This window comes from Novosphingobium sp. PhB55, assembly GCF_004368805.1.
Classification (GTDB): Bacteria; Pseudomonadota; Alphaproteobacteria; order Sphingomonadales; family Sphingomonadaceae; genus Novosphingobium.
In genome coordinates this window covers 82,554-104,322 of the sequence record NZ_SODQ01000004.1, presented here as the reverse complement: position 1 = coordinate 104,322, position 21,769 = coordinate 82,554, and the positions used below count along the sequence as shown (strand labels likewise).

Annotated in this window: 16 protein-coding genes; 8 read left to right on the top strand and 8 right to left on the bottom strand. The window is 66.4% G+C overall.

Annotated features, from left to right (window positions below):
- Nucleotides 1–4: 4 nt before the first annotated feature.
- Nucleotides 5–838 carry an SDR family oxidoreductase gene (locus tag EDF57_RS10830; protein WP_243841004.1) on the bottom strand — a complete coding sequence of 278 codons (834 nt, stop codon included), beginning with the start codon at nt 836–838 and terminating at the stop codon, nt 5–7.
- A 323-nt stretch (nt 839–1,161) separates the two neighbouring features.
- Here EDF57_RS10830 and EDF57_RS10825 point away from each other — a divergent pair, with 323 nt between their 5' ends.
- Together EDF57_RS10825 and EDF57_RS10820 are read left to right on the top strand one after the other, a co-directional pair.
- Nucleotides 1,162–3,615 (top strand): TonB-dependent receptor plug domain-containing protein, encoded by a 2,454-nt coding sequence (locus EDF57_RS10825; protein ID WP_134094240.1) that lies wholly within the window; start codon nt 1,162–1,164, stop codon nt 3,613–3,615.
- A 105-nt stretch (nt 3,616–3,720) separates the two neighbouring features.
- Nucleotides 3,721–4,692 carry an AraC family transcriptional regulator gene (locus tag EDF57_RS10820; protein WP_165921433.1) on the top strand — a complete coding sequence of 324 codons (972 nt, stop codon included), beginning with the start codon at nt 3,721–3,723 and terminating at the stop codon, nt 4,690–4,692.
- A gap of 36 nt (nt 4,693–4,728) precedes the next feature.
- Here the strand turns inward: EDF57_RS10820 and EDF57_RS10815 are convergent, their stop codons facing one another.
- A complete protein-coding gene (locus EDF57_RS10815) occupies nt 4,729–5,046 on the bottom strand; it encodes a non-heme iron oxygenase ferredoxin subunit (RefSeq protein WP_134094239.1) in 318 nt (105 codons plus the stop codon).
- A gap of 269 nt (nt 5,047–5,315) precedes the next feature.
- Here EDF57_RS10815 and EDF57_RS25455 point away from each other — a divergent pair, with 269 nt between their 5' ends.
- The 3 genes from EDF57_RS25455 to EDF57_RS10805 are packed head-to-tail and all read left to right on the top strand — an operon-like array spanning nt 5,316 to nt 9,395.
- On the top strand, nt 5,316–5,456 hold the full coding sequence (locus tag EDF57_RS25455) for a hypothetical protein (protein WP_165921434.1): 141 nt from the start codon (nt 5,316–5,318) through the stop codon (nt 5,454–5,456).
- A gap of 29 nt (nt 5,457–5,485) precedes the next feature.
- Nucleotides 5,486–7,300: a hydantoinase B/oxoprolinase family protein gene (locus tag EDF57_RS10810; RefSeq protein WP_134094238.1), complete on the top strand. Its 1,815-nt coding sequence runs from the start codon at nt 5,486–5,488 to the stop codon at nt 7,298–7,300.
- A 10-nt stretch (nt 7,301–7,310) separates the two neighbouring features.
- Nucleotides 7,311–9,395: a hydantoinase/oxoprolinase family protein gene (locus tag EDF57_RS10805; protein WP_134094237.1), complete on the top strand. Its 2,085-nt coding sequence runs from the start codon at nt 7,311–7,313 to the stop codon at nt 9,393–9,395.
- Between the two features lie 38 nt (nt 9,396–9,433).
- Here the strand turns inward: EDF57_RS10805 and EDF57_RS25995 are convergent, their stop codons facing one another.
- Nucleotides 9,434–11,809: a CoA transferase gene (locus EDF57_RS25995; protein WP_134094236.1), complete on the bottom strand. Its 2,376-nt coding sequence runs from the start codon at nt 11,807–11,809 to the stop codon at nt 9,434–9,436.
- A gap of 177 nt (nt 11,810–11,986) precedes the next feature.
- Here EDF57_RS25995 and EDF57_RS10795 point away from each other — a divergent pair, with 177 nt between their 5' ends.
- The 3 genes from EDF57_RS10795 (at nt 11,987) to EDF57_RS10785 (ending at nt 15,637) form a co-directional block, all read left to right on the top strand.
- Nucleotides 11,987–13,714 carry an FAD-dependent oxidoreductase gene (locus EDF57_RS10795; protein WP_134094235.1) on the top strand — a complete coding sequence of 576 codons (1,728 nt, stop codon included), beginning with the start codon at nt 11,987–11,989 and terminating at the stop codon, nt 13,712–13,714.
- Nucleotides 13,715–13,742: 28 nt separating this feature from the next.
- On the top strand, nt 13,743–14,528 hold the full coding sequence (locus tag EDF57_RS10790; protein WP_134094234.1) for an enoyl-CoA hydratase-related protein: 786 nt from the start codon (nt 13,743–13,745) through the stop codon (nt 14,526–14,528).
- A gap of 143 nt (nt 14,529–14,671) precedes the next feature.
- Nucleotides 14,672–15,637 (top strand): enoyl-CoA hydratase/isomerase family protein, encoded by a 966-nt coding sequence (locus EDF57_RS10785; protein WP_134094233.1) that lies wholly within the window; start codon nt 14,672–14,674, stop codon nt 15,635–15,637.
- Nucleotides 15,638–15,647: 10 nt separating this feature from the next.
- Here the strand turns inward: EDF57_RS10785 and EDF57_RS10780 are convergent, their stop codons facing one another.
- From EDF57_RS10780 to EDF57_RS10760, 5 genes are all read right to left on the bottom strand, one after another.
- Complete coding sequence (locus EDF57_RS10780; protein WP_166675242.1) at nt 15,648–16,166, bottom strand: hypothetical protein; 519 nt, start codon at nt 16,164–16,166, stop codon at nt 15,648–15,650.
- Between the two features lie 111 nt (nt 16,167–16,277).
- Nucleotides 16,278–17,978 (bottom strand): cation acetate symporter, encoded by a 1,701-nt coding sequence (locus tag EDF57_RS10775; RefSeq protein WP_132267240.1) that lies wholly within the window; start codon nt 17,976–17,978, stop codon nt 16,278–16,280.
- A 14-nt stretch (nt 17,979–17,992) separates the two neighbouring features.
- Nucleotides 17,993–18,316, bottom strand: coding sequence for a DUF485 domain-containing protein (locus EDF57_RS10770; RefSeq protein ID WP_132267076.1), 324 nt, complete (start codon nt 18,314–18,316; stop codon nt 17,993–17,995).
- Between the two features lie 230 nt (nt 18,317–18,546).
- The gene (locus EDF57_RS10765; protein ID WP_134094231.1) at nt 18,547–20,139 is read right to left on the bottom strand and encodes an amidohydrolase; all 1,593 of its coding nucleotides are present in this window, start codon (nt 20,137–20,139) and stop codon (nt 18,547–18,549) included.
- Nucleotides 20,140–20,144: 5 nt separating this feature from the next.
- The gene (locus EDF57_RS10760) at nt 20,145–21,749 is read right to left on the bottom strand and encodes an amidohydrolase (protein ID WP_134094230.1); all 1,605 of its coding nucleotides are present in this window, start codon (nt 21,747–21,749) and stop codon (nt 20,145–20,147) included.
- Between the last annotated feature and the right edge of the window lie 20 nt (nt 21,750–21,769).

Below are 21,769 nucleotides of genomic sequence, written 5' to 3'. Positions count from 1 at the left end.
CTTTTCAGAGGCTTGCAGCGGCACCGGCCGCCTGCGGAAGCACGCGGTCCGCGACGAGCGCCTCGGTTGCCAGGAACTTGGTGGTCGTCCAGCCGCCGTCCACGGCGATGGATTGCCCGTTGATGTAACTGCCCTCCGGCGAGGCCAGGAAGAACACCGCATTCGCCACGTCCTGAACCGTGCCCTCGCGGTCGAACGGGGTCATTTCCTGGTTGAGGCGCCGGAATCCCTGCAGGTCCCAGTGGTCGCGGGTCATGTCGGTCTTGATGACGCCGGGCGCCACCAGGTTCGAGCGGATGCCCTGCGGTCCGTACTGGGCGGCCAGCGTCTGCGTCAGCCCCACCAGCGCCGCCTTGACGGCACAGTAGATGCCTCCGTCCAAGCCGCCGATCAGGCCGAAGGTCGAGCCCACCGTGACGATCGAGGAGCCGCGCCCAAGGGCGGGCACGGCCTCTCGGCAGAAACGGAACGTGGCCTTGAGGCTGATGTCGATCACTTCGTCCATCGCTGCGTCGTCGGTCTGGTGGACCGGCGCCCAGCGGCCGGAACCGGCGTTGTTGACCAGGCAGTCGAGCCGGCCGAACCTGTCGAGCGCGAAACGGACGGCACGAGCGGCGCTAGCGGGCTCGGCCACGTCGAGCGAGAGGGCCTCCACTTGCGTCAGGTGCGACAGGCCGCGCGCCAGCGCATCCAGCTTTTCCTGCCGCCGCGCCACGGCGACGATCCGGTAGCCCGCCGCCGCGAAACGATGCGCAATCGCCTCGCCGATGCCGGCGCTGGCGCCGGTGATCAACACGACCGGCGCGGATGCCGGATGATGCCCCGAACCCTTGCCCAAGCCCGCTTGCTCCCTCATCCGCCATCCTGCTCCGTGCTTCCGGTTTTCGGACGCAGCGCCTGCCTGCAAGGGCTTGGGCCACGTCCCCGGTGCCGCCACTTAGCCCGAGGGAAGAAGACATCGCCAAGGCAAAACGTGCCTTCGCAGAGCGCTGACAGGCCTGAGCAATTGCCATGGCAGTTTCCGGCAAGGCCCATCGATCGCGCGGCGGTATCTCGCCCACAGGCGCTTGCCGTTGCTGATGCAGGCATAGCGGATCACTCTGGGGCAACTTAGAGTCGAACCGAACTGGGGAAGGTTCCGGCAAGGACAACTTGCGGAAAATGCCAAGCGGGGAGGACCATCTGAAAACCTATCGCAGCCGCTCGCACGTTTCCGGCACAGGCACGGCCGGTCTCGCTTCGCCGACGGCCATGGCCGTGGCTATGGCAATCACCGCGCTGACGCCTGCGCCGGCCTTCGCGCAGGAGGAGCAGTCGACCGCCACCGCCCCGATCGGTCCCGACGAAAGCGGCGTCATCGTCGTCACGGCGCGACGGCGCGAAGAAAGCCTGGCCGACGTGCCGATCTCGATCACGGCAATCGGAGCCGAGGATCTCGTCTCGCGCGCGGTGGTAACCGATGCCGATCTCCAGCGGACGGTACCCGGCCTGACGATCCGCCAGACGCAGGGCAACAATTCGCTGACCTACTCCCTGCGCGGGCAGAGCGCGGACATCTTCAGCGGCTCGCCCTCGGCAGTCGTCACCTACCTGAACGAAGTGCCCATGCCGGTGAGCGGCGCCGCCACCTTCTTCGACCTGCAATCGGTGCAAGTGCTGAAAGGGCCGCAAGGCACGCTGTTCGGCCGCAACGCAACGGGCGGCGCCGTGCTGTTCACTTCGGCCCGGCCGACCGACAGGTTCGAAGGCTATCTGCGCGGCCGCTACGGCAATTACGACCGCCGCGAAGTCGAAGGCGCGATCAACATTCCGCTGGTGGCGGACAAGGTGCTGCTGCGCGCCGCCTTCAACCTGACATATGCAGACGGATATATCCGCGATCTCTACACAGGCGAGGACCTCGGCAGGGTCAATCGCGAAAGCGGCCGCATCTCCCTGACGCTCAAGCCCACGCCCGACCTCGTCAATACGACGGTGGTGCAATATGCGCGCAGCGGAGGGAACAATACCGGCGCCTCCTATACCTACAGCGTCTACGGCTGCGGAGAGACGAACAACGGCTTTGCCCTGTCGTGTAGCGCGGGCCTGCTGTTCGGCCCTTCGCTGGACGGCGTGCTGGGTCCGGGCGCCTGGGCACGGTACCTTGCCGCGCATCCGAACGCCTATGCTCCGGGCCTGATCGCCTATGTCGAGGAGCAAAGACGTCTCGGCCTCTACAAGACCAACCACCCTGCCGGAGCCGATCATTTCGGCGAGAACTGGAACGTCTCGAACACGACGGAGATCGAGCTGGGCGGGGACTTGCGGCTGCGCAACATCTTCGGCCTGGTGGATTCCTACACGGATTCGCAGCAACCCCAGCTCGGCGCGCCCTTCGCCACCATCCTGACCGCCAATGCTCCCGCAGGCGAGTTCGGAAACGTGGAGGACCTGCGCTCCTATTCGGAGGAACTGCAGCTACAGGGCAAGGCCGCCGACGGCGCGCTGGAATTCATCGTCGGGCTCTATCTCCAGCGGCAGAACACCCGGTCGCTCTACCCGCAGACCTATTTCGATCTCTCCCCCAATCCCGGTTTCCCGACTTATGCGGTCAACCATTTCCGCATCAAGAACCACACCGACGCGCTCTACGCGCAGGGCACTTACGATCTCGGGCGCATCGGTGCGCCGGGCTTCCGGCTGACGGCCGGGCTGCGCTACACGCGCGAGCGGGTCTACGGGGTGCAGCTTGCCGGATCGGACAATTTCGGCCCGCCCCAGCAGAAGCGCACCTACCAGGATCCGAGCTGGGAGGTCGGCCTGGAATACAAGCCCGATGCCGACTGGCTGCTCTATCTCAAGACACGCGGCAGTTTCCGCAGCGGCGGCTACAACGGCACGCTCGATCCGGTTGGCATCGTCACGCTGGGCGGCAGCAACTTCTTCGATTCCGAAACGACACAGGACATAGAGGCCGGCGTCAAGTACGGCGGCCGCGCCTTCGGCCGGCCCGCCTCGCTGAGCCTGGCGCTGTTCAACCAGTGGATCCAGCACGTCCAGCGCGTGGAGTTCCCGGATCCCGACGGCCCTGCAGGTCCCCTTGCCTCCATCGCCTTCACCACCAATGTGCCGGCCGAGCGGGTGCGCGGCATCGAGGCCGAGGGTACGGTGATGCCCATGGAATGGCTGCGCCTCGGCGGCCAGCTGGCCCTGACCGATGCGGACTTCACCCGCAACCAGGTGGAGCTGTTCGGCAGCACCTACTTCTACGGCCCGGTTGGCGACACGCCCAAGGCCTCTGGCACCGGCTGGGCGGAAGTGATCCTGCCGGTGGCGCAGGATGCCGGCGAGATCAGCCTGCGCGGCGAAGTCTATGCGCAGACCGGCCAGTATTTCTCGAATGCCGCGGCCAGCGTCTCGCCGCGCACGAAGCTGCCCGGCTATGCCCTGGTGAACAGCCGCCTTAGTTGGAAGAAGATCATGGGTTCGGACTTTTCCGCGGCGCTCTATGGCGAGAACCTGTTCGGAGAGGACTATTTCGTGGGCGGCATGCAGCTTGCCGTCGCGCTGGGCCACAACGGCGCCGTCGTGGGCAAGCCGCGTACCTACGGGCTGGAGCTGTCCTACGCATTCTGACCGGGCCCACGACCGGGCTTCACGACCAGCCTACTGTCGCCGGGCCCACGAATGAGCTATGGTAGATCACAATGCCGCAAGAGCATTTCGGAGAAGGATAAGCAGATGCCCGTTCTCGCGTTCGACATGACCACGGCGAACCACGAATCCCGACGGTTCGAATTTCGAGGCACGAACAAGGCGGACTACTACGACGGCGATCTGGTGCCCTTGTCGTCGCACAATATCGACGTGCGGATCGAGAAGAGCCTCGCGGGCGAATACACGATCTGCAAGGAAGTTTCGCGCTCGGGCCTCGCGTTCCGGCGCTCCTGGGGCCATATCCGCAACGACAAGACCAACCTGGTGATCTTCTGGTTCCTGCGCCGGGGCCAGATGACCATTTCCCACGCCGGCGGCCGGCACGTCGTGAACGCCGGCGAATGTGCGATCACGCGCTCCACGCGGCCGTTCTACATGGAGCTTGTCCCGCCCGAGAACAGCGAGCTGGAGGTGATGCACGTCGTCGTCCCCTCCCACAAGATCTACGCGGTCCTCAGCGAGAACATCGAAGCGGGCCGGGCCTTCCCGGCCTCCAGCGGCGAACTGGCCCTGACCGACCGCATACTCGAACTGGTGTTCGAACAGGACGACCAGATCGACCAGGACATGGCGGAGCAACTGGTGCAGGCGCTGCTCACCGGCATCAGCAAGACGATCACGCGGCTTTCAGGAAACCCGCCCGCGCGCGAGACAATCTGCGACAAGCGGATCGGCGACATCACCCGCTACATCAACCAGAACTTCGCCAACCCCGATCTCAATGCCCGGATGGTGGCGGACAGCTGCGGCATTTCGCTCCGGTACTTGTGCCATGTGCTGAAGAAGAGCGCGCTTTCGTTCTCCAACCTGATCTGGGACAAGCGCATGACCACCGCGCACGACTGGCTGGGCGACGAGAAGATGCAGCACTATGCCATCAGCGAGATCGCCTATCTGGCCGGGTTCAAGAGCAGCGCGCATTTCAGCCGCATGTTCAAGTCACGCTACGGCCTCGCTCCGCGCGAGTATCGTGGCCATCCGTCCATCCCGGCGTAACGGCAACGGACCAGTCGAGCCTCCGCCGGATGGAGCCTAAGGCATTTCCACCTCGATCCATCCTTCGACAAGGCGAACCGCATAAGTAGCGATGGGGCGTTTTGCCGGCGGGTTTCTGGGCTTTCCGCTTGCCAGATCGAAGCGCGCGCCGTGGATGGGACACGCGATCCAGCCATTGCCCATCCGGCCACACTCCAGCCGCTCCTCCGCGTGGGAGCAGATGTTGGACACCGCGAAGAACCGGCCGCCGACATGGCAGATCAGGATGGACCTGCCTGCCAGGTCGACGGCTTTCTTCCCGCCCGGCGGCAGGTCGTTTTCGTGCAGGGCGCGCAGGAATGTGGGCTCGGTCATAGGATCGCAGGTTCGCTCGCCATGGCTGGGTCGCCTCAGCGCTAGCACGGGCCGGGCCTTGCCCGCTGTGCTGACGTTGCACTCTGTCTTGCCGGACGTTGCAGCCGCTGCGGCACTGCTTGCGGGGCCGGAAATGCGGCCGTAGCGACCGGATGCAGAGGCGGCGCGATCGCGCGATGCTCAGGAGGGGGGACAGGATGCGGCGAAGCCCAAGATCCGCAGGATCCGGTCGCGAGAAGCGCGGCGCCGCCAGGCCAAAGCAGCCCCCCGTGGTAGCCGGCGAAGTCGATCTCGGCCTCGCGCTTTCCATCTACGGCAAGCGGGAGGACGGCTCGCTGGTGGAAATCGGCGATCCCGCCTCGCCGCTGGCCCATCAATCCGCCGCCGGCACCTGGCCGACCGAACAGTGACGAGCGAACAATGAGGAGCAACTGGCACCGTGTCCTTTGAACTCAACCGCAAGCTCGCGGCCCGGCGTGCTCCTCTGCCCACGGGGGCCGGGATCGATGCCGTCACCGCCGAGATCATCCGGGGCGCCTTCGAGACGGTGTGCTTCGAGGCCGCGACCCATCTCGGCCGCGCGGCATCCTCGCCGATCATAAATCAATCGAACGAGCGCAATGCCGCGATCGTGGATGCCCACGGCCGCCTTGCCATGGGCGCCATCGGCACGCCGCACCTGACTTTCGTCAATCCGATGATGGTCCGCTGGGGCCTGATGAACTTCGAGACGTTCGACTGGGGACCGGGCGATGTCTTCCTCGCCAACGACCCCGACCATGGCGGCGGCCATCTGCCCGACTACTGCATCTATGCGCCCGTTTTCGACGATGCGGGCGAGCTGATCGTGGTGCAGACGCTTCAGGCCCACCAGGGCGACACCGGCGGCAAGGACCCCGGCGGTTTCACGCTGGAGGCCACCGACATCTTCACCGAAGGCGTCTCCTATCCCTGCCTGAAGCTCGTGCACCGCGGCGAGCCGCGCAAGGACGTGCTGCGCATGGTGGAGCGCAACAACCGCTTTCCCTCGTTCTCAGGCGATCTCGCCGCCATGATAACCGGCGTTCAGAAAGGGGCGGCGCGGTTGCAGGGCCTGATCTCCCGCTATGGCTCGGACCGGGTGAAGGCGGCGATCAATCACTCGATCGCTCACACCGCCGCGCGTTGCCGCGAGGAAGTGTCCGGTTGGCGAGACGGCACGTACGAGGCCACCGTCTTCATCGACTACGACACGGCGGGAACCAAGGACATCCGGGTTCAGGTCGCCTGCCGCGTGGCGGGGGACCGGCTGACGATCGACCTCACCGGAACCGACGCGCGGCCCGAGCTGGTGGGCGTGTGGAACACTTTCGCGAACACGCGCAGCTATATCATGACGCAAGTCGTGGCGGCGATGGCGCCGGACATCGTCAAGAACGAAGGCTTCTTCGATGCCGTGGAGATGATCGTCCCCGAAGGCTCGATAGCGCAGCCACCGCCGAACAAGCCTGCCGCGCTCGGCTCTTTCCATCCGGCCTGCGAGATCACCGAAGCCGTGTGCCTCGCACTCAGCAACGTCGCGCCGCAGCGCTCCGCCCCGCAGCTCTACAAGATCGGCATGCCCAATGCCGTGATCGGCTTCGACGAAGCCGGCACGATGTGGATGGACCAGGGCGTCGATTGCCGCTCGATGGACGTATCCGCCGTGCCGGGGATCGACGGCTGGGGATCGTGCCCGGTCAGCCTGGGCAGCCTGATCCTGTCCGAGGCCGAGGATGCCGAAACGCGCTATCCCATCCTCAACATCAGCCGCGAGATGACGACCGACGCCGGCGGCGCCGGGCAGTGGCGCGGCGCGCCGGGCAGCCTCAACGTCAAGCAGGTGCTGCAACCCGTCACGGCGATGGCCTGGATGGTCTCGGCCGACCACCCCTTGCGCGGCATGTGCGGCGGCGAGGACGCCATTCCCTATTCCAACCGGTTCGAGGTGGGCACGCCGAACGAATACCGGATCGAGCAGACCGCCCAGGCCATGCTCCCGGCAGGCGCGGTGATCGCCTATCAGCATGGCGGCGGCGCGGGTTTCGGCCCGCCGCTGGCGCGCGATCCCGAAGCGGTCAAGGAGGACGTGCTGGACGAATACGTCAGCATCGAGGCCGCGCGCAGCCGCTACGGCGTGATCCTCAAGGGAAGCATCGAGGAATACGACCTCGAAGTGGACCACGATGCCACGGCAGCGCTGCGCCGGAACATGACCATGGCTGCGGCCGCCTGAGGGGAAAACGATGGGCTATCGCGTCGGCATCGACATCGGGGGAACGTTCACCGACTTCGCCCTGCTCAAGGGCACGGAGGTCCGCCTTCACAAGAACCTCTCCACGCCGGAAGACCGCTCGCTCGGCGTCATGACCGGGCTGCAGAAGCTGGCCGACATGGAAGGCCTCGCGCTCGGGGACTTTCTGGGCGCCTGCGATACCATCGTCCACGGCACCACTGTCGCGGACAATACCCTGATCGAGATGAACGGCGCCGTCACCGGCCTCATCACCACCGAGGGGTTCCGCGACGAAGTGGAGTACCGCCGGGGTTTCAAGGAAGACATCTGGGACGTCCGCCTGGAGCCGCCCATCCAGATCGCCCCGCGCCGCCGCCGCCTGACGGTGCCCGAACGCATGTTGCATGACGGGACGGTGCACAAGCCGCTCGACGAAACGGCCGTGCGCGAGACTTGCGCGCGGCTGCGGAAGCAAGGCGTGGAATCGGTGGCGATCTCGCTCCTGTTTTCCTTCGTGAACCCCGCCCACGAAAGGCGCATCGCGGCGATCCTGGCCGAGGAACTGCCCGGCGTGCAGGTCTGCGCCAGCCACGAAGTGCTGCCCCGCGCACCGGAATACGACCGGACCAGCACCACGATCGTCAACGCCTATGTCGCCCCGCGGGTCTATTCCTATCTCGAAAAACTGGTGAACCGCGTCAGGGACGCCGGCTATGCCCGGCAGCTCATGGTCATGCAGGCGAGCGGCGGGGTCATGACCGTCGACTATATAGAAGGCGCGCCGATCCGCGTGCTGGCCTCGGGGCCGGCGGGGGGCGTGATCGGCTCGGCCCATGTCGGATCCGCCAAGGGTTACCGCGATATCCTGTGCGTCGACATGGGCGGAACCTCCTACGACATCTCCGTCGTGCGGGATGGCGGCGCGCCGGCCGAGGCGGGCTGGAACATGCACCACCGCTACCTGATCGGCGTGCCCATGGTGAAAGTGGAAACCCTGGGCGCGGGCGGCGGTTCGATCTGCCACGTCAGCGGCGGCGCGCTTCAGGTCGGCCCTGCCTCGGCCGGGTCCGAGCCGGGACCGATCTGCTACGGGCGCGGCGGCAGCGAACCGACGATTACCGATGCCCTGGTCATGCTGGGCATCCTCTCGACCGACGCGGGTTTTGCCGGGGGCAGCTTCTCACTCTCACGCACCGGCGTGGACGAAGCCTTTGCCGCGCTGGGGCGGGAACTGGGCTACGACGCGGAGCAGGCCGCCTTCGACTGCTGGCGCATGGTCAATGCCAGGATGTCGCAAGGCGTGCGGCGGATCACCGCGGGCAAGGGCATGGATCCCGCCGAAATGGTCATGCTGGCCTATGGCGGCAACGGCCCGGTGTTCGCGGCGATCCAGGCCGAAGATCTGGGCATCGCGCGCGTGCTCGTGCCCAAGGCCTCGCCGACGTTTTCCGCCCTCGGCACGCTCGTGGCCAATCCGAGCATAGACGAGGAGCGATCCTATATCGTGCCCGCGCTTGCCGCCGACAACGACCGCCTGCGGGCGATGTGGCGGGAACTCTCCGATCGGGCGCAGCGCCATTTCGAAGCCGCGCAGTTCGCCGCCGAACGAATCACCGCGCGCTACCAGATGAACATGCGCTATCCCGGGCAGAATTTCGCGCTGACTTTCGACATCCACGCCGGAGACCGGCTGGGCGACCTGACTTTCGTCGATGAAGATCTGCCCGCCCGCGCCATCGCGCTGTTCAACCAGCGCCATCAGGAAGAATACGGCCACATTCGCGAGCACGAACTGCCCGAGATCACCGGCGTCCGTCTCGCCAGTTCGGTGGAGACGCCCTCTCCCGCGGTAGGCAGGGGAACCAGCGTCGCCGCCCATGCCCCGCAGCCGGCCCTGATGCGCCGCGCCAACCTGGGCCAGGGCTTCGAGGAAACGCCGATCCACCGGGGTGCCGAGCTTGGGCCGGGGCACGAGATCCTTGGCCCCGCGATCATCGAGGAAACCTTCACCACCATCGTCGTCTACGCCGGCTGGAAGTGCCTGGTCGACGATGCGGGCGATTACGAACTGGTCAAGACGAGCGAAAGCGGCTGACGCCATCCCGCGCTGGGGACAGACCTTCGCGCGGGTTCTCAGCGCAAGGCGCCTGCTTCGTGGAGGCGGGCCTGCTCTTCCGCCGAAAGCCCCATGATCTCGCCCAGCACATAGCCATTGTGCTCCCCGAGGCGCGGCGCCGCGAGCGTGATGGCAGCCGGGTCCGACATGCGCCATGACGGGCCGAGAACCGCGCGCGGCTGACCGTCCTGATCCTCGACATGACGGTAGAACCCCCGCGCCCAGAGGTGCCCGTCGCCGATCAGGTCCACCGAATTGGCGCTCTTGGCGGCGGCCAAACCCGCCGCCTGCAACGCAGCGGTGAGCACGGCGGCATCCTGCTTGCGCGTCCACTGCGCGATCAGGCCGTCCAGCGCGGCCTCGTTGGCCTTGCGATCCGCAAGCGCGGCGAAACGCCGGTCCTCGGCCAATCCCGGCACGCCGATGCGGGAAGCCAGCTCGCGCCACTCCGCATCGGACTGGACGGCCAGCGCAATCCAGTCCTCACCGGTGCAGCGATAGAGGCCGTGCGGCGCCATGTCCGCATGGCGATTGCCGTCGCAGGCAGCCACCCTGCCGTTCAGGCTGAAATCCATGACCGTATCGCCGATCAGGCTGGTCAGGGTCTCCACCGCGGAGACGTCCACGAACTGGCCTTCGCCGGTCGCCTCGCGGTGGCGCAGCGCAACCAGCGAGGCGAAGGCCGCCGCCGCGCCGAAGCTGGAATCGGCATAGCGGACATTCATGCCGGAAGGCGCCTCGCCTTCGTAGCCGACCAGCGAACTCATCCCGCTGAGCGCCACGAAGCACGGCGCATAGCCGGTCTGGTAGGCAAGCGGCCCATCCGCCCCATACATGCTCATCGATGTGAGAATGATGTCCGGACGCACCGCCCTCAGGGCCTCGTAGCCCAGCCCCAGCCGCTCCAGCGCGCCGGGGCGCATGTTTTCGAGCACGATGTCGCATGTACCCGCCAGCCGCTTGAGCAGCGCCCGTCCCGCCTCGCTCTTCATGTCGATCTGGACCGACAGCTTCTGCGGATTGACCGCCATGAACCCCGGCGCCTTGTTCACATCGCTGACGCCGTAGCTCCGCGTCACGTCCAGCGAGCCCAGACTCTCCACCCGGATCACCTCGGCGCCCAGGAACGCCAGCAGCTTGCCGGCGTAGGGTCCGGCCCAGACTTTGGTCAGTTCCAGCACACGGACCCCGGCGAGCGGCCCCTTTCCGGCCACCTTGCGGGCTGGCGGTCGCGGCGGGCAGTGGTCCGGCGCGGCGCTCCCAAGCTCGGGAGCCGCCGCCGCGATCCTGGCAGGGGTTGCCGCGAGCCGGTAGCCGACGGTCGGGAACAGCGCGCTTCCCGCCCCGCCCGGCAGTTCGGCGCGGGTGAAGTAGTTCCGGTGGCGGACTTGCGGCGATTGGCCGAGATCGCCCATATCGTTGATCGGGACCAGCGTGATGCCGCTGGCCTGCGCCGATGCCGCCGCCTCGTCCTTGTCCAGCCCCGCCAGCCAGCCCACCATGTGCTTGCGGCAGGCCGCGATGCGCTCCGGCGACAGGCCCCGCTCCAGCCAGTCGGCCGGGAAGTCGCGCAGTTCCTCGGGGTCTCCCATCAGGCCGCGCAGCGCATGCCAATGGCCCGGCGTGGTCAGGAACACGTAGATGAACCCATTGCGGCACGGGAAGATGCCGCCCGGCCCGCCAAGATCGAACTGCCGCCGGCTCTCGCTGACGTCCATGTCCCCGGCGATCATCTGACCGAGCACGTAATCGAGCCGTCCCGCGAGCACCTCCTGCGCCGAGACATCGATGAAGGTCCCCTGCCCCGTTCGCCCCTGCCGGTGCAGCGCCGCGGCAAGGCAGAGCGCGCTTTCGAGGCCCGCCTCGTAGCTGGCCAGGAAGCGCCCCGGTCCCTTCAGCGGCGGCCGCTCGGCATCGGCGGCGCTCGGCGTATGATAGCCCAGGCCGCTGGCGTGCGTGACGATGAGGTCCGTCGCATGGGCGCGCTCGGGTGGTGGGTCCAGCCCGAACGGCGTCACCGAGCATAGGATCAGGCCGGAATGATCCGCCCGGAACGTGGCGGGAGAGAGGCCGAGCGCGGTCAGCCAAGCGCCGCCGTGGTCGTCGATCACCGCGTCGGCGCCGGCCAGGAGCCGGTCCAGTCGCAGACGCCCCGCACGCGTGGCCAGGTCCAGCACCAGCGACTGCTTGTTGCTGTTGAGGTAGGCGAAAAGCCCGCTGCATCCGCTTTCCGGGCGGTCATGCAGGAACGGGCCGAGGCGCCGGGTCGGGCTGCCTGCGGGACGCTCCACCTTGATGACTTCCGCGCCGAAATCGGCCAGCAGCTTGCCGCAATATTCCCCCGCGATCTGCTCGGCCAGTTCGACGATCCTTAGCCCCTTCAAAGCCGACACGTCCGCTCCCCCTGCGCGCTGATGCTGTCTCGTCTTGCGGTATAGGCCGGGGCCGGGCGGGCATAGTTGTCCTGATTTGCAGCCGCACCAGCCCGAGAACGCAGTGAGTGAAGAAGGGCAGCGAAGGCGCGGCCGATCATGGCTAGGCCAGGCAGGGAACAGAACGGGAGGATGGCGATGAGCGACATTTTCGACGTGATCGTCGTCGGTTCGGGTGCGGCCGGGCTGACTGCCGCCCTGCGCGCGCACGATCTCGGCCTGCGGGTATTGGTGGTGGAAAAGGCGCACAAGTACGGGGGCACGTCCGCCACCTCGGGCGGCGTCGCCTGGATCCCCAATCACGGGCTGGGCGGCACCAGCGACACGCGCGAAGAGACGCTGACTTACCTCGACGCCGTCATCGGCGGGCCGATCGACCGCGACCGGCTGGAAGCCTATGTCGATACCGGGCGCGAAATGCTGGACTGGCTCGGGCGGGAGGGCATCGCGATGATGCCGATGCCCTGGCCGGACTACTTCGCCGAACTGCCCGGATCGCGCAGCGACCGCAGCCTGGTGATGCCGCCCTGGGACGGTCGCCTGCTGGGAGACAGGTTCCCGCTGGTGCGCGAGCAATATCCCCGCTTCAAGCTGTTCAACCGCTATGCGATGAATCTGGAGGAAACCTTCACCATCGCCGCCCGCAGTGCCGGCTGGAAGCGCATGATCGCCAGGGTTATCGGGCGGTACTGGAAGGATCGCAGCACCCGCAGGATCACTCGCCGCGACCGGCTGTTCGTTTCCGGCGCGGCGCTGATCGGCCCGCTGCTCGCCAGGCTCTTCGAGAAGGGCGTCGAGATCCAGCTGGAGACCGGGCTGGAGCGGCTCCTCATCGCAGACGGCAAAGTCACCGGCGTCGCGGTGAGCCATCGCGGCCGCCGCCATGAGATAGAGGCCCGCCACGCCGTGGTGATCTGCGCGGGCGGGTTCGAGTGGAATCAGGCGCTGCGCGATCGCTTCTATCCGGTCAGGACCTCGATCTGGTGGAGCAGTACGCCGCAGGGCGCGAATGCCGGCGAGGCGCTGATCGCCGCCGAAGCGATCGGCGCGGCCACCGAACATACCGGCGAAGGCTGGTGGGCACCGACGATGATCCTGCCCAGCCGCTCCGCCTCCAATTTCGAGGAAGTGCACCAGGCGGTGTTCGACGTGGGCCGTCCCTACAGTGTCTGCGTCAACCGCGAGGGGGACCGGTTCGTCAACGAAGCCTGCTCCTACGATCGCTTCGGCGCGGCCATGGTGGCCGATCAGCGCGCAACCGGTGCCAACACGCCGTGCTGGCTGGTGTTCGACGCCGCCTTCCGCAGGAAGTTCACGGCGGGCGGCATCCTGCCCGCCGCGATCATGCCGGACCGCGCGATCCCGGTCGACTGGTGGGATCACTATATCTTCCAGGGAGACACCGTGGGCGAACTGGCGCGCAGGATCGACGTCGATCCGGTCAAGCTGGAAAACGTGACGCGCCGGATGACCGAGTATGCCCGCAAGGGCGAGGACCCCGAATTTGGCCGTGGCTCGACGATCTATGACAAGACCTTCGGCGACCCTACCTGCAAGCCCAATCCCGCACTCGGCGCGATCCGCGAGGCGCCCTTCTACGCGGTGCAGATCCACCTGGGCGACCTGGGCACCAAGGGCGGTCTGAAGGCGGACCGCCAGGCGCGCGTGGTCGATACCGGGGGCACACCCATCGCCGGTCTCTATGCGGCCGGAAACGCCGCCGGAAGTCCATTCGGCCTCAACTATCCCGGCGCCGGGGGGACGATCGGCCCGGCCATGGTGTTCGGCTACATCGCCGCGAACGACATCGCACGGCGGGCCGCCATGCCTGAGGCCGTGGACGTGCGGGAACCGGCGACAATCTGAGCGCGATCACAGCCTTGCAGGAGGGCCCATGGCCTCTATCACCGTCGAAAGGATTGCGAACCTGGCTTTGGTACGGCTGGCCCGCGCCGAGGCGCGCAACGCGCTCACCGTCGCCATGGCGCAGGAGCTGACCGCTACGCTGGCCGGCGTGAGCGCCGACGATGCGTGCCGGGTCGTCGTGCTGGGGGGAGACGGCGCGACGTTCTGCGCGGGCCTAGACCTGAAGGCGGCGATTGCGGAAGGGCCGGAAAACGCGCCGGAATGGATGGCGCTTCAGGAAGTGTTCTCGCGCCTGATCGAGCAAATCCGCAAGATGCGCCAGCCGGTCATCGGGGCGATCCAGGGGGCGGCGGTGGGCGCCGGTCTGGGCATCGCGCTCGCCTGCGACGTGCGCATCGCCGCGCCGTCTACGCAGTTTCTGGTCGGAGCCGTGAAACTGGGCCTCAGCGCGGGCGAGTGCGGTATCAGTTATCACCTGCCCCGCCTGATCGGCGCCGGCCGGGCCTTCGAGATCATGCTGACCGGCCGCCCCGTAAACGGCGAGGAAGCGCTGGCCATCGGCCTCGTCAACCATCTGGCAGAACCCGGTAGCCTGCTCGACCGTGCGCTGGAAGTGGCACGAACGATCGCGGCCAACGCGCCTTATGCCGTCAAGCACACCAAGCAGGTGATGTGGGCCAATCTCGATGCCCCGCTCCAAAACGCCCTGGAACTGGAGAACCACGTCCAGGTCCTGGGGTTGCTAACCCAGGATTTCGCCGAGGCCGCCCGAGCCTTCGCCGAAAAGCGCGCGCCCGTTTTCACCGGCCGGTAGCGGCGGGATGGCGCGAAGAGGGTGGTGTCAGTTCACTGCCAGTCATTGCCGCCGCAGGACCGCAAGCCGAGTGATGGGCCGAAGTCGGCCCGACATCCGGGCGGGCCGCCGAATGAGCGTCCTTGCGCGAAAAGGAGAAGACGATGGCTGAAGCGGATCGCCCGAACCCGGAGGACATCATCCTCTACGAAAAGGATCCCGCCACCAAGATCGCCACGATCACGCTCAATCGTCCGGACCTCCTGAACGCACCCACCACCGCGGCGCGGCTGCGCTATGCCGATCTCATCCACCGCGCGAACGTGGACGATGACGTCAAGGTGCTGGTGATCCGCGGCGCCGGCAACAACCTGGGCGGCGGCGCAGACCTTCCCGAACAGGAAGAGATGCTGGCCGCGGAAGGCGAATATTCGCTGCTGCACGAATTCCGCATCGGTCCGGGGGAAGACGTCCGCTATCCTCCCAAGGGCAGCTATCGCTATCTGGCGCAACTGACGCAGCTATACGCCAATTCGAACTTCGGGTGCCGCACGCTGCAGGACTTCAAGAAGATCAGCATCCTGGAGGTGAAGGGCTATTGCTACGGCTGGCACTTCTATCAGGCCGCCGATGCCGACCTGGTGATCTCGTCCGACGATGCGCTCTTCGGCCACCCCTCGTTCCGCTATGTCGGCTGGGCCCCGCGCATGTGGCAGTGGGCCCAGATGATGGGCCTGCGCAAGTTCCAGGAGATGGTCTTCACCGGACGCCCCTTCACCGCAAAGGAGATGCAGGACTGCAACTTCCTGAACAGCGTGGTCCCGCGGGACCGGCTCGAGGCGGAAGTCGCGAAATATGCCCATGCCTGCTCGATCACGCGGCCTACCGATGTCGTCTTCATGCAGAAGACCCTGTTCGAGACCTACAAGCAGCAGCAGGGCGAATACATGGGCTCGATCATGACCGCATGGCTGGAATCGATGCTGGCCCAGGTGAAGAACGATGCCGACGAATTCACGCTCAACAAGGAGACGTTCGACCGGGGTCTCAACAATGCCGTGAAGGACAACGATTCGCTCTACCCGCCCGAATGGCGCCTGAGCAAAGGCGGTCGCAAGGCGGCGGAATGAAACGAGCCGGTCAGTAGGGAACCGCTGCGGCGGCGAGGGTTGAAGAGTTCGGCGCCGAAGAGTTCGGCGTTGGGGCATTCGCTGCCGGGGCTATCGACACGGGCGCGCGGGGGGCTTCCAGATCGCCCACTTCGGCTTCCTTTACTTCAGCCGCTGCCCGCGCGGCGGCGGCCGCGGCTTCGGAGGCCTTGTCCGGTGATGTCGATCCCGGATCGTCGGACAGCGGATCTTCCGCTGCGGTATAGGCCTCATCGAAGCTCTGCCCTTCGGCGCCATATGTCGCGGCCTGCCAGAGCTGGCCGTCCGCGCCTGCGCCATGGTCGTCCTGGCTCTCCAGCCATCGCGGCATGCCCTGGCCGGTGAAGCCGGTATCGCTGACGAAAGAGGCTCCGCTTCCCGATTCGCCATAAGCCGGATCGTAGGCGGGCAGCGCATCCGAAGAACCTGACCGTTGCGCGGCTTCCTCCGGCATCTTCATATGCGTGGGAATCACGCTGGTCGCCGCGAACCCGAGGGCGGCAGCACCCAAGGCACCCGCTGCGACTAGAACGTAACTGGGCAAAGCATCGGCTCCGGCTTGCCCCCCTCCTCCCTCTCAACGCGGCTTGCGCCCGGCCGTTCCTCGGCCGCTGCAATTCGCCTAGTGCGCGCTCGCGCCTGCTGCGCCGATCCCGGTTTCCGACCGTATGCGCTGTGCCGGATAGCCGCTTCTGTCCACCGCCGCCCGCCCGGACCGGTCCAGCAGCGAGACGATCCAGATGGTGAAGAAGGCCAGCGGCATCGAGAACAACGTGGGCGAGGAATAAGGGAACACCGGCTCTGCATTGCCCAGCACCGTCACCCATACCGTGGGCGAAAGAACCGTAAGCACGAGCGCGAGGGCCAGGCCGAGCGAACCGCCCCAGACGACCCCGCGCGTCGTGCAGCCCTTCCACAGCACGGACAGAAGCAGCACGGGGAAATTGCCGGAAGCCGCCAGCGCGAAAGCCAGGCTGACCATGAAGGCCACGTTCTGCTTCTCGAAGAGAATGCCCAGCACGATCGCGATTGCGGCGAGAACTAGCACCGTGCGCCTGGAAATGCGCAGTTCTTCCGCCGAGCTGGCCTGTCCCTTGCGCAGGACCGAGGCGTAGAGATCGTGGCTCACCGCCGAAGCACCGGCCAGCGTCAGCCCCGAGACGACGGCCAGGATCGTCGCGAATGCCACGGCGCAGACGAAGCCGAGGAACAGATTGCCGCCGATCGCGTCGGCCAGGTGGAGAGCCGCCATGTTGCTCCCGCCGCGCAGGCCGCCCGTCAGCGGGTCCAGGAATGCGGGCTCGGTAGCGACCATGACGATGGCGCCGAAGCCGATGATGAACGTGAGCAGATAGAAATAGCCGATCCAGCCCGTGGCCCAGAGCACCGACTTCCGCGCCGCCTTGGCATCGGGCACGGTGAAGAAGCGCATCATGATGTGCGGCAGCCCCGCCGTACCGAACATGAGCGCCATGCCGAAGGAAATCGCCGAGATCGGGTCCTTGATGAAATTGCCCGGCCCCATGATCGAGCGCCCCTTCGCTGCGGCCGAGGCCGGGTCTGCCCCGGCCTGCCCGGCCAGCATCGTCTTCACTTCCACCGCTTTGGCGAACAGGGCGTCCGGCGAAAAGCCGAAGCTGGCCATGACGGCGAAGGCCATGACGGTGGCGCAGCCCAGCAGCAACACCGCCTTGATGATCTGCACCCATGTCGTCGCGATCATGCCTCCGAACAGCACGTAGAGCGTCATGAGCACGCCGACGATGACCACGGCATAGGAGTAGGGCAGGCCGAACAGGAGCTTGATCAGTTGCCCGGCGCCGACCATCTGCGCGATCAGGTAGAACAGGACGACCGCCAGCGTGCTGAAGGCCGCGAAAAGCCGAACCGGGGTCTGCGCGAAGCGGAACGAGGCGACATCGGCGAAAGTGTAGCGGCCCAGGTTTCTCAGGCGCTCCGCCAGCAGGAACAGGATGATCGGCCAGCCGACCAGGAAGCCGGTGGAGTAGATCAGCCCGTCATAGCCGTCCGCGAAGATCTGCGCCGAGATGCCCAGGAACGATGCGGCGGACATGTAGTCGCCGGCGATCGCCAGGCCGTTCTGGAAGCCGGTGATGCCGCCGCCCGCCGTGTAGAAATCGGCGGTGGTCCGGGTCTTACCCGCCGCCCAGCGCGTGATCATCAGCGTGCAGAGCACGAAGGCGCCGAACATGAGGATGGCGGGCCAGTTCACGGCCTGCTGCCGGGTTTCCTGCGTCAAGGCATCGGCCAGGGCGGGCAGCGGCAGGCAACAGGCGGAAACGACAGCGGCCCAGCGCGTCATGCGGAACGGCGCGATCACTGTTCGGCATCCTTCCTGATGGCCTGCAGCAGCGGATCGAATTCGCGATTGGCGCGGGACACGTAGATCCCCGTCAGCGCAATGCCCACAAGGATCACGCCCAGACCCACCGGGATCCCCCAGGTCGTCACATGGTTGCCGATCGGCGTCGCCAGAAGGTCCTTGCGGAAGGCTATGGCCAGGATGTAGCCGAAGAACACCGCCAGCATCACCCCTGTCAGTGTCCAGCTGAAACGCGACCTTCGGGCCACCAGCGCGTGATAGCGCGGGTCTTCGGCAACACGCTGCAACGCGCCGCCTGCCGGTTCTGCAGGATCCATGCTTCGCACCCTCTCTCGCAATATTGCGGCGGATGCTATGCCGAATTTCCCGGAATATCTAATGTTTAATGCGCAGCCGCGACGGGCCTTCCGGGCCATGTCCGCCCGGCAGCCGGGCTGCGCGGCAAGCCGATGCCGCCGCCGAAAGCGCAGTACGAGGAAAGAAGCCGGCCGGGGCAGTTGGCTTTCGTCAGGGTGATCTTGGCCCCGGCCGGTCGGCGCGCCTGAGGCTAAGCGCCGGAGTTTTCGCGACCCGCGGCTTCGTAGTCTATGCCGAGCTGCTGCAGGTAGGAATCGTACTTGGCCGGATCGTAGTATTTGGGCTGCATCGCCGGCCGGATCTGCGCCATCGTGCGCGCATTGCGGTCTATCGCGGGCATGTCGGCGGCGGCGATGAGCGGATCGTACTTCTGGTCCTTCAGCTGGACATCGCGCATCCAGCCCTTGGCATCGGTGATGAGCTGCGGCGTGGTGACGAGGTCGAGTATCGTCATCGCCACTGCCTTGGCGCCGACGACGGTGCCCTTGTGCGCGATCGGCGTGGCCATCGCCATCGCGGCGGTGGCGTGGTGGAAGATCACGTTCGGCACGTTCGCCGGATAGCCGATGGTCACGGTGGGCACCGTCCACATCACGTCGCCGATGTCGTCCGAGCCGCCGAAGCTGGCATTGCCGCGGGTGTCCGGTGTCGAAAGCGGCGCCACCTTGTCGGGCAGCGGCTCGACCTTGAGGTGGTTCTTCACCTGCACGGCCCGGGCAAAGCCCTGGTCCGCGGCGGACCATTGCGGAACACCCACCGCCTCGATATTGGCATAGAGTGCCTCTGCCAGGGGCTTGTTACCGTAGTTCGGCGCGGCGAAGCCCAGGACCTTGCGGCTCACCGTCGTACCCGTAGCCAGCGCCGAGGCTTCGGCCACCTGGTTCCCGGTCTCATAGAGACCGCGCAGCGCGGCGAAGTCCTTCTCGCGGAAATAGTACCAGCTGCTGGCCTTGTCGGGCACGACATTGGGCTGGCCGCCGCCATTGGTGATGACATCGTGCGAACGCTGCGTGAGCGGCAGATGCTCGCGCCGGAAGTTCCACATGACGTCCATCAGCTCCACGCCGTCCAGCGCGCTGCGGCCTTCCCACGGCATGGCCGCGGAATGCGCAGTCTTGCCCTTCCATTCGTATTCGACCGAGATCATCCCGGTCAGCCCGAGATCGCCCCAGCCGGTGCCGAAACCGGTGTTGACGTGAGCGAAGATCGACGCGTCGACATCCTTGAACAGGCCGGCGCGCACGTAATAGGCCTTGGTTGCCAGCAGTTCCTCGGCAACCCCCGGCCAGAGCATCAGCCGCCCCTGGATGCCGTGCCTGGCCATGACCTGCTTGGCGGCAAGGGCCGCGGCCACCATCAGCGGCATGCCCGAATTGTGCCCCTCGCCATGCCCCGGCGCGCCCTCGACCAGCGGCTTCACGTCCGCCACGCCGGGAACCTGGGACACGCCGAGCAGCCCGTCGATGTCGCTGCCCAGCGCGATCTTCGGCCCGCCGGTCCCCCATGTCGCGGTAAAGGCCGTGGGCACGCCGGCAACGCCGCGCTCCACCTTGAAACCGTTCCTTTCGAGGATCCCGGCGAGATATTCGCTGGTCTTCACTTCCTGGAAGCCGGGTTCGGCGAAAGAGTAGATCTCGTCCACCATGACCTGGATCTGCTTGCGCTGCGCCTCCACGGCGGCGCTGACTTCCTGCTTCAGCGCCGGATCCGCGGCGGCCTGTGCGGCGCCGGGGAGGAGCGAGGCTGCCGCAAGGGCGGCGGCGACAAGGGCTTTCTTGCGCATTCGGCTCACTCCGCCGGCTTCGTCAGCGTGGGATACTTCACCCCGAGCTGGTCGAGGTACGAGGGGTACTTGGCGGGATTGTAGTAATACTTCTCCATCAGCGGGCGGTAGAGCTGCATGTTGCGCTCGTTCAGCCAGATCGCGGGCACGTCCTTGTCCGTGAGGACAGGCGCGTAATTGTCCGTCTTGAGCTGGACGTCGGTGAAATAGGCCTTGGCGTCAGTGACCAGCTGCGGTGTGGTCAGGATGTCGAGCACGGTCATCGCCACGGCCTTGGCCCCCGCTTCCACGCCCTTGTGGGCGATCGGGGTCGCCATCGCGAAGGCCGAAGTGGAATTGTGGCCGATCATGTTCGGGATGTTCGACGGGAAGCGGATGGTGATCGTCGGCACGGCCCACATGATGTCGCCGATGTCGTCGGAACCGCCGCCCGTGGAAGGCTTGCGGTTTTCAGGCGTGGAGAGTTCGGTGACCTCGTCCTTCAGCGGCTCCATCTTGCGCTCGTTGAAGGTCTGCGCGGCCTTGGCGAAAGCCTGGTCGTCGGCGCTCCATTTCGGCATGCCCACCGCCTTGATATTGGCATAGGCCGCCTCTGCCAGCGGCTTGTTGCCGAAGTTGGGCGCCGCATAGCCGAGCGTCTGCTGGCTCATCGTCGTGCCGGTGGCCAGAGCAGCGGCCTTGGCGATGTCGTTGCCGGTTTCGTAGAGCTTGCGGATATCGTCGAAGGTGCGTTCGCGGAAGAAGTACCAGATGCTGGCCTTGTCCGGCACCACGTTGGGCTGTCCGCCGCCGTTGGTAATGATCATGTGCGAGCGCTGGGTCAGCGGCAGGTGCTCGCGCCGGAAGTTCCAGGCGACATCCATGATCTCCACCGCGTCAAGCGCGCTGCGGCCTTCCCACGGCATGCCCGCAGAGTGCGCGGTCTTGCCGTGGAAGGTATATTCCACCGAGACCATGCCGTTGCCCCCCATCTCGCCGTAGCCGGTCGAGAAGTCCGAGCTGACATGCGTGAAGATCGAGGCATCGACATCCTTGAACAGACCGGCGCGCACGTAATAGGCCTTGGTCGCCAGCAGTTCCTCGGCAACGCCCGGCCAGAGCATCAGGCGGCCTTCGAGCCCGTGCCTGGTCATGACCTTCTTCACCGCGATGGCCGCGGCCACCATCAGCGGCATGCCGGCATTGTGCCCCTCACCGTGCCCGGGCGCGCCTTCTACCAGCGGCTTGAGGTAAGGCAGGCCGGGGGTCTGCGAGACGCCGAGCACGTCGTCGATGTCGCTGCCCAGCGCGATCTTCGGGCCGCCCTTGCCCCATGTGGCGGTGAAGGCGGTGGGAATGCCGGCAACGCCGCGCTCCACCTTGAAGCCGTTCTTTTCCAGGATGCCGGTGAGGTATTCGGACGTCCGGACCTCCTGGAAGCCGGGTTCGGCATAGCTGAAGATCTGGTCCACCATGACCTGGATCTGCTTGCGCTGGGCCTCCACTTCGGCGGAAACTTCTTCCTTCAGCGCCTGAGGCGCGGCGGCATGGGCTGGCACGCTGCCCAGCCCGGTGGATAGGAGAGCGGCTGCAAGGGCGGCCGCGAACGCCGGGCGCTTGAACGTCTTCATGATACGATCATCCTCTCATG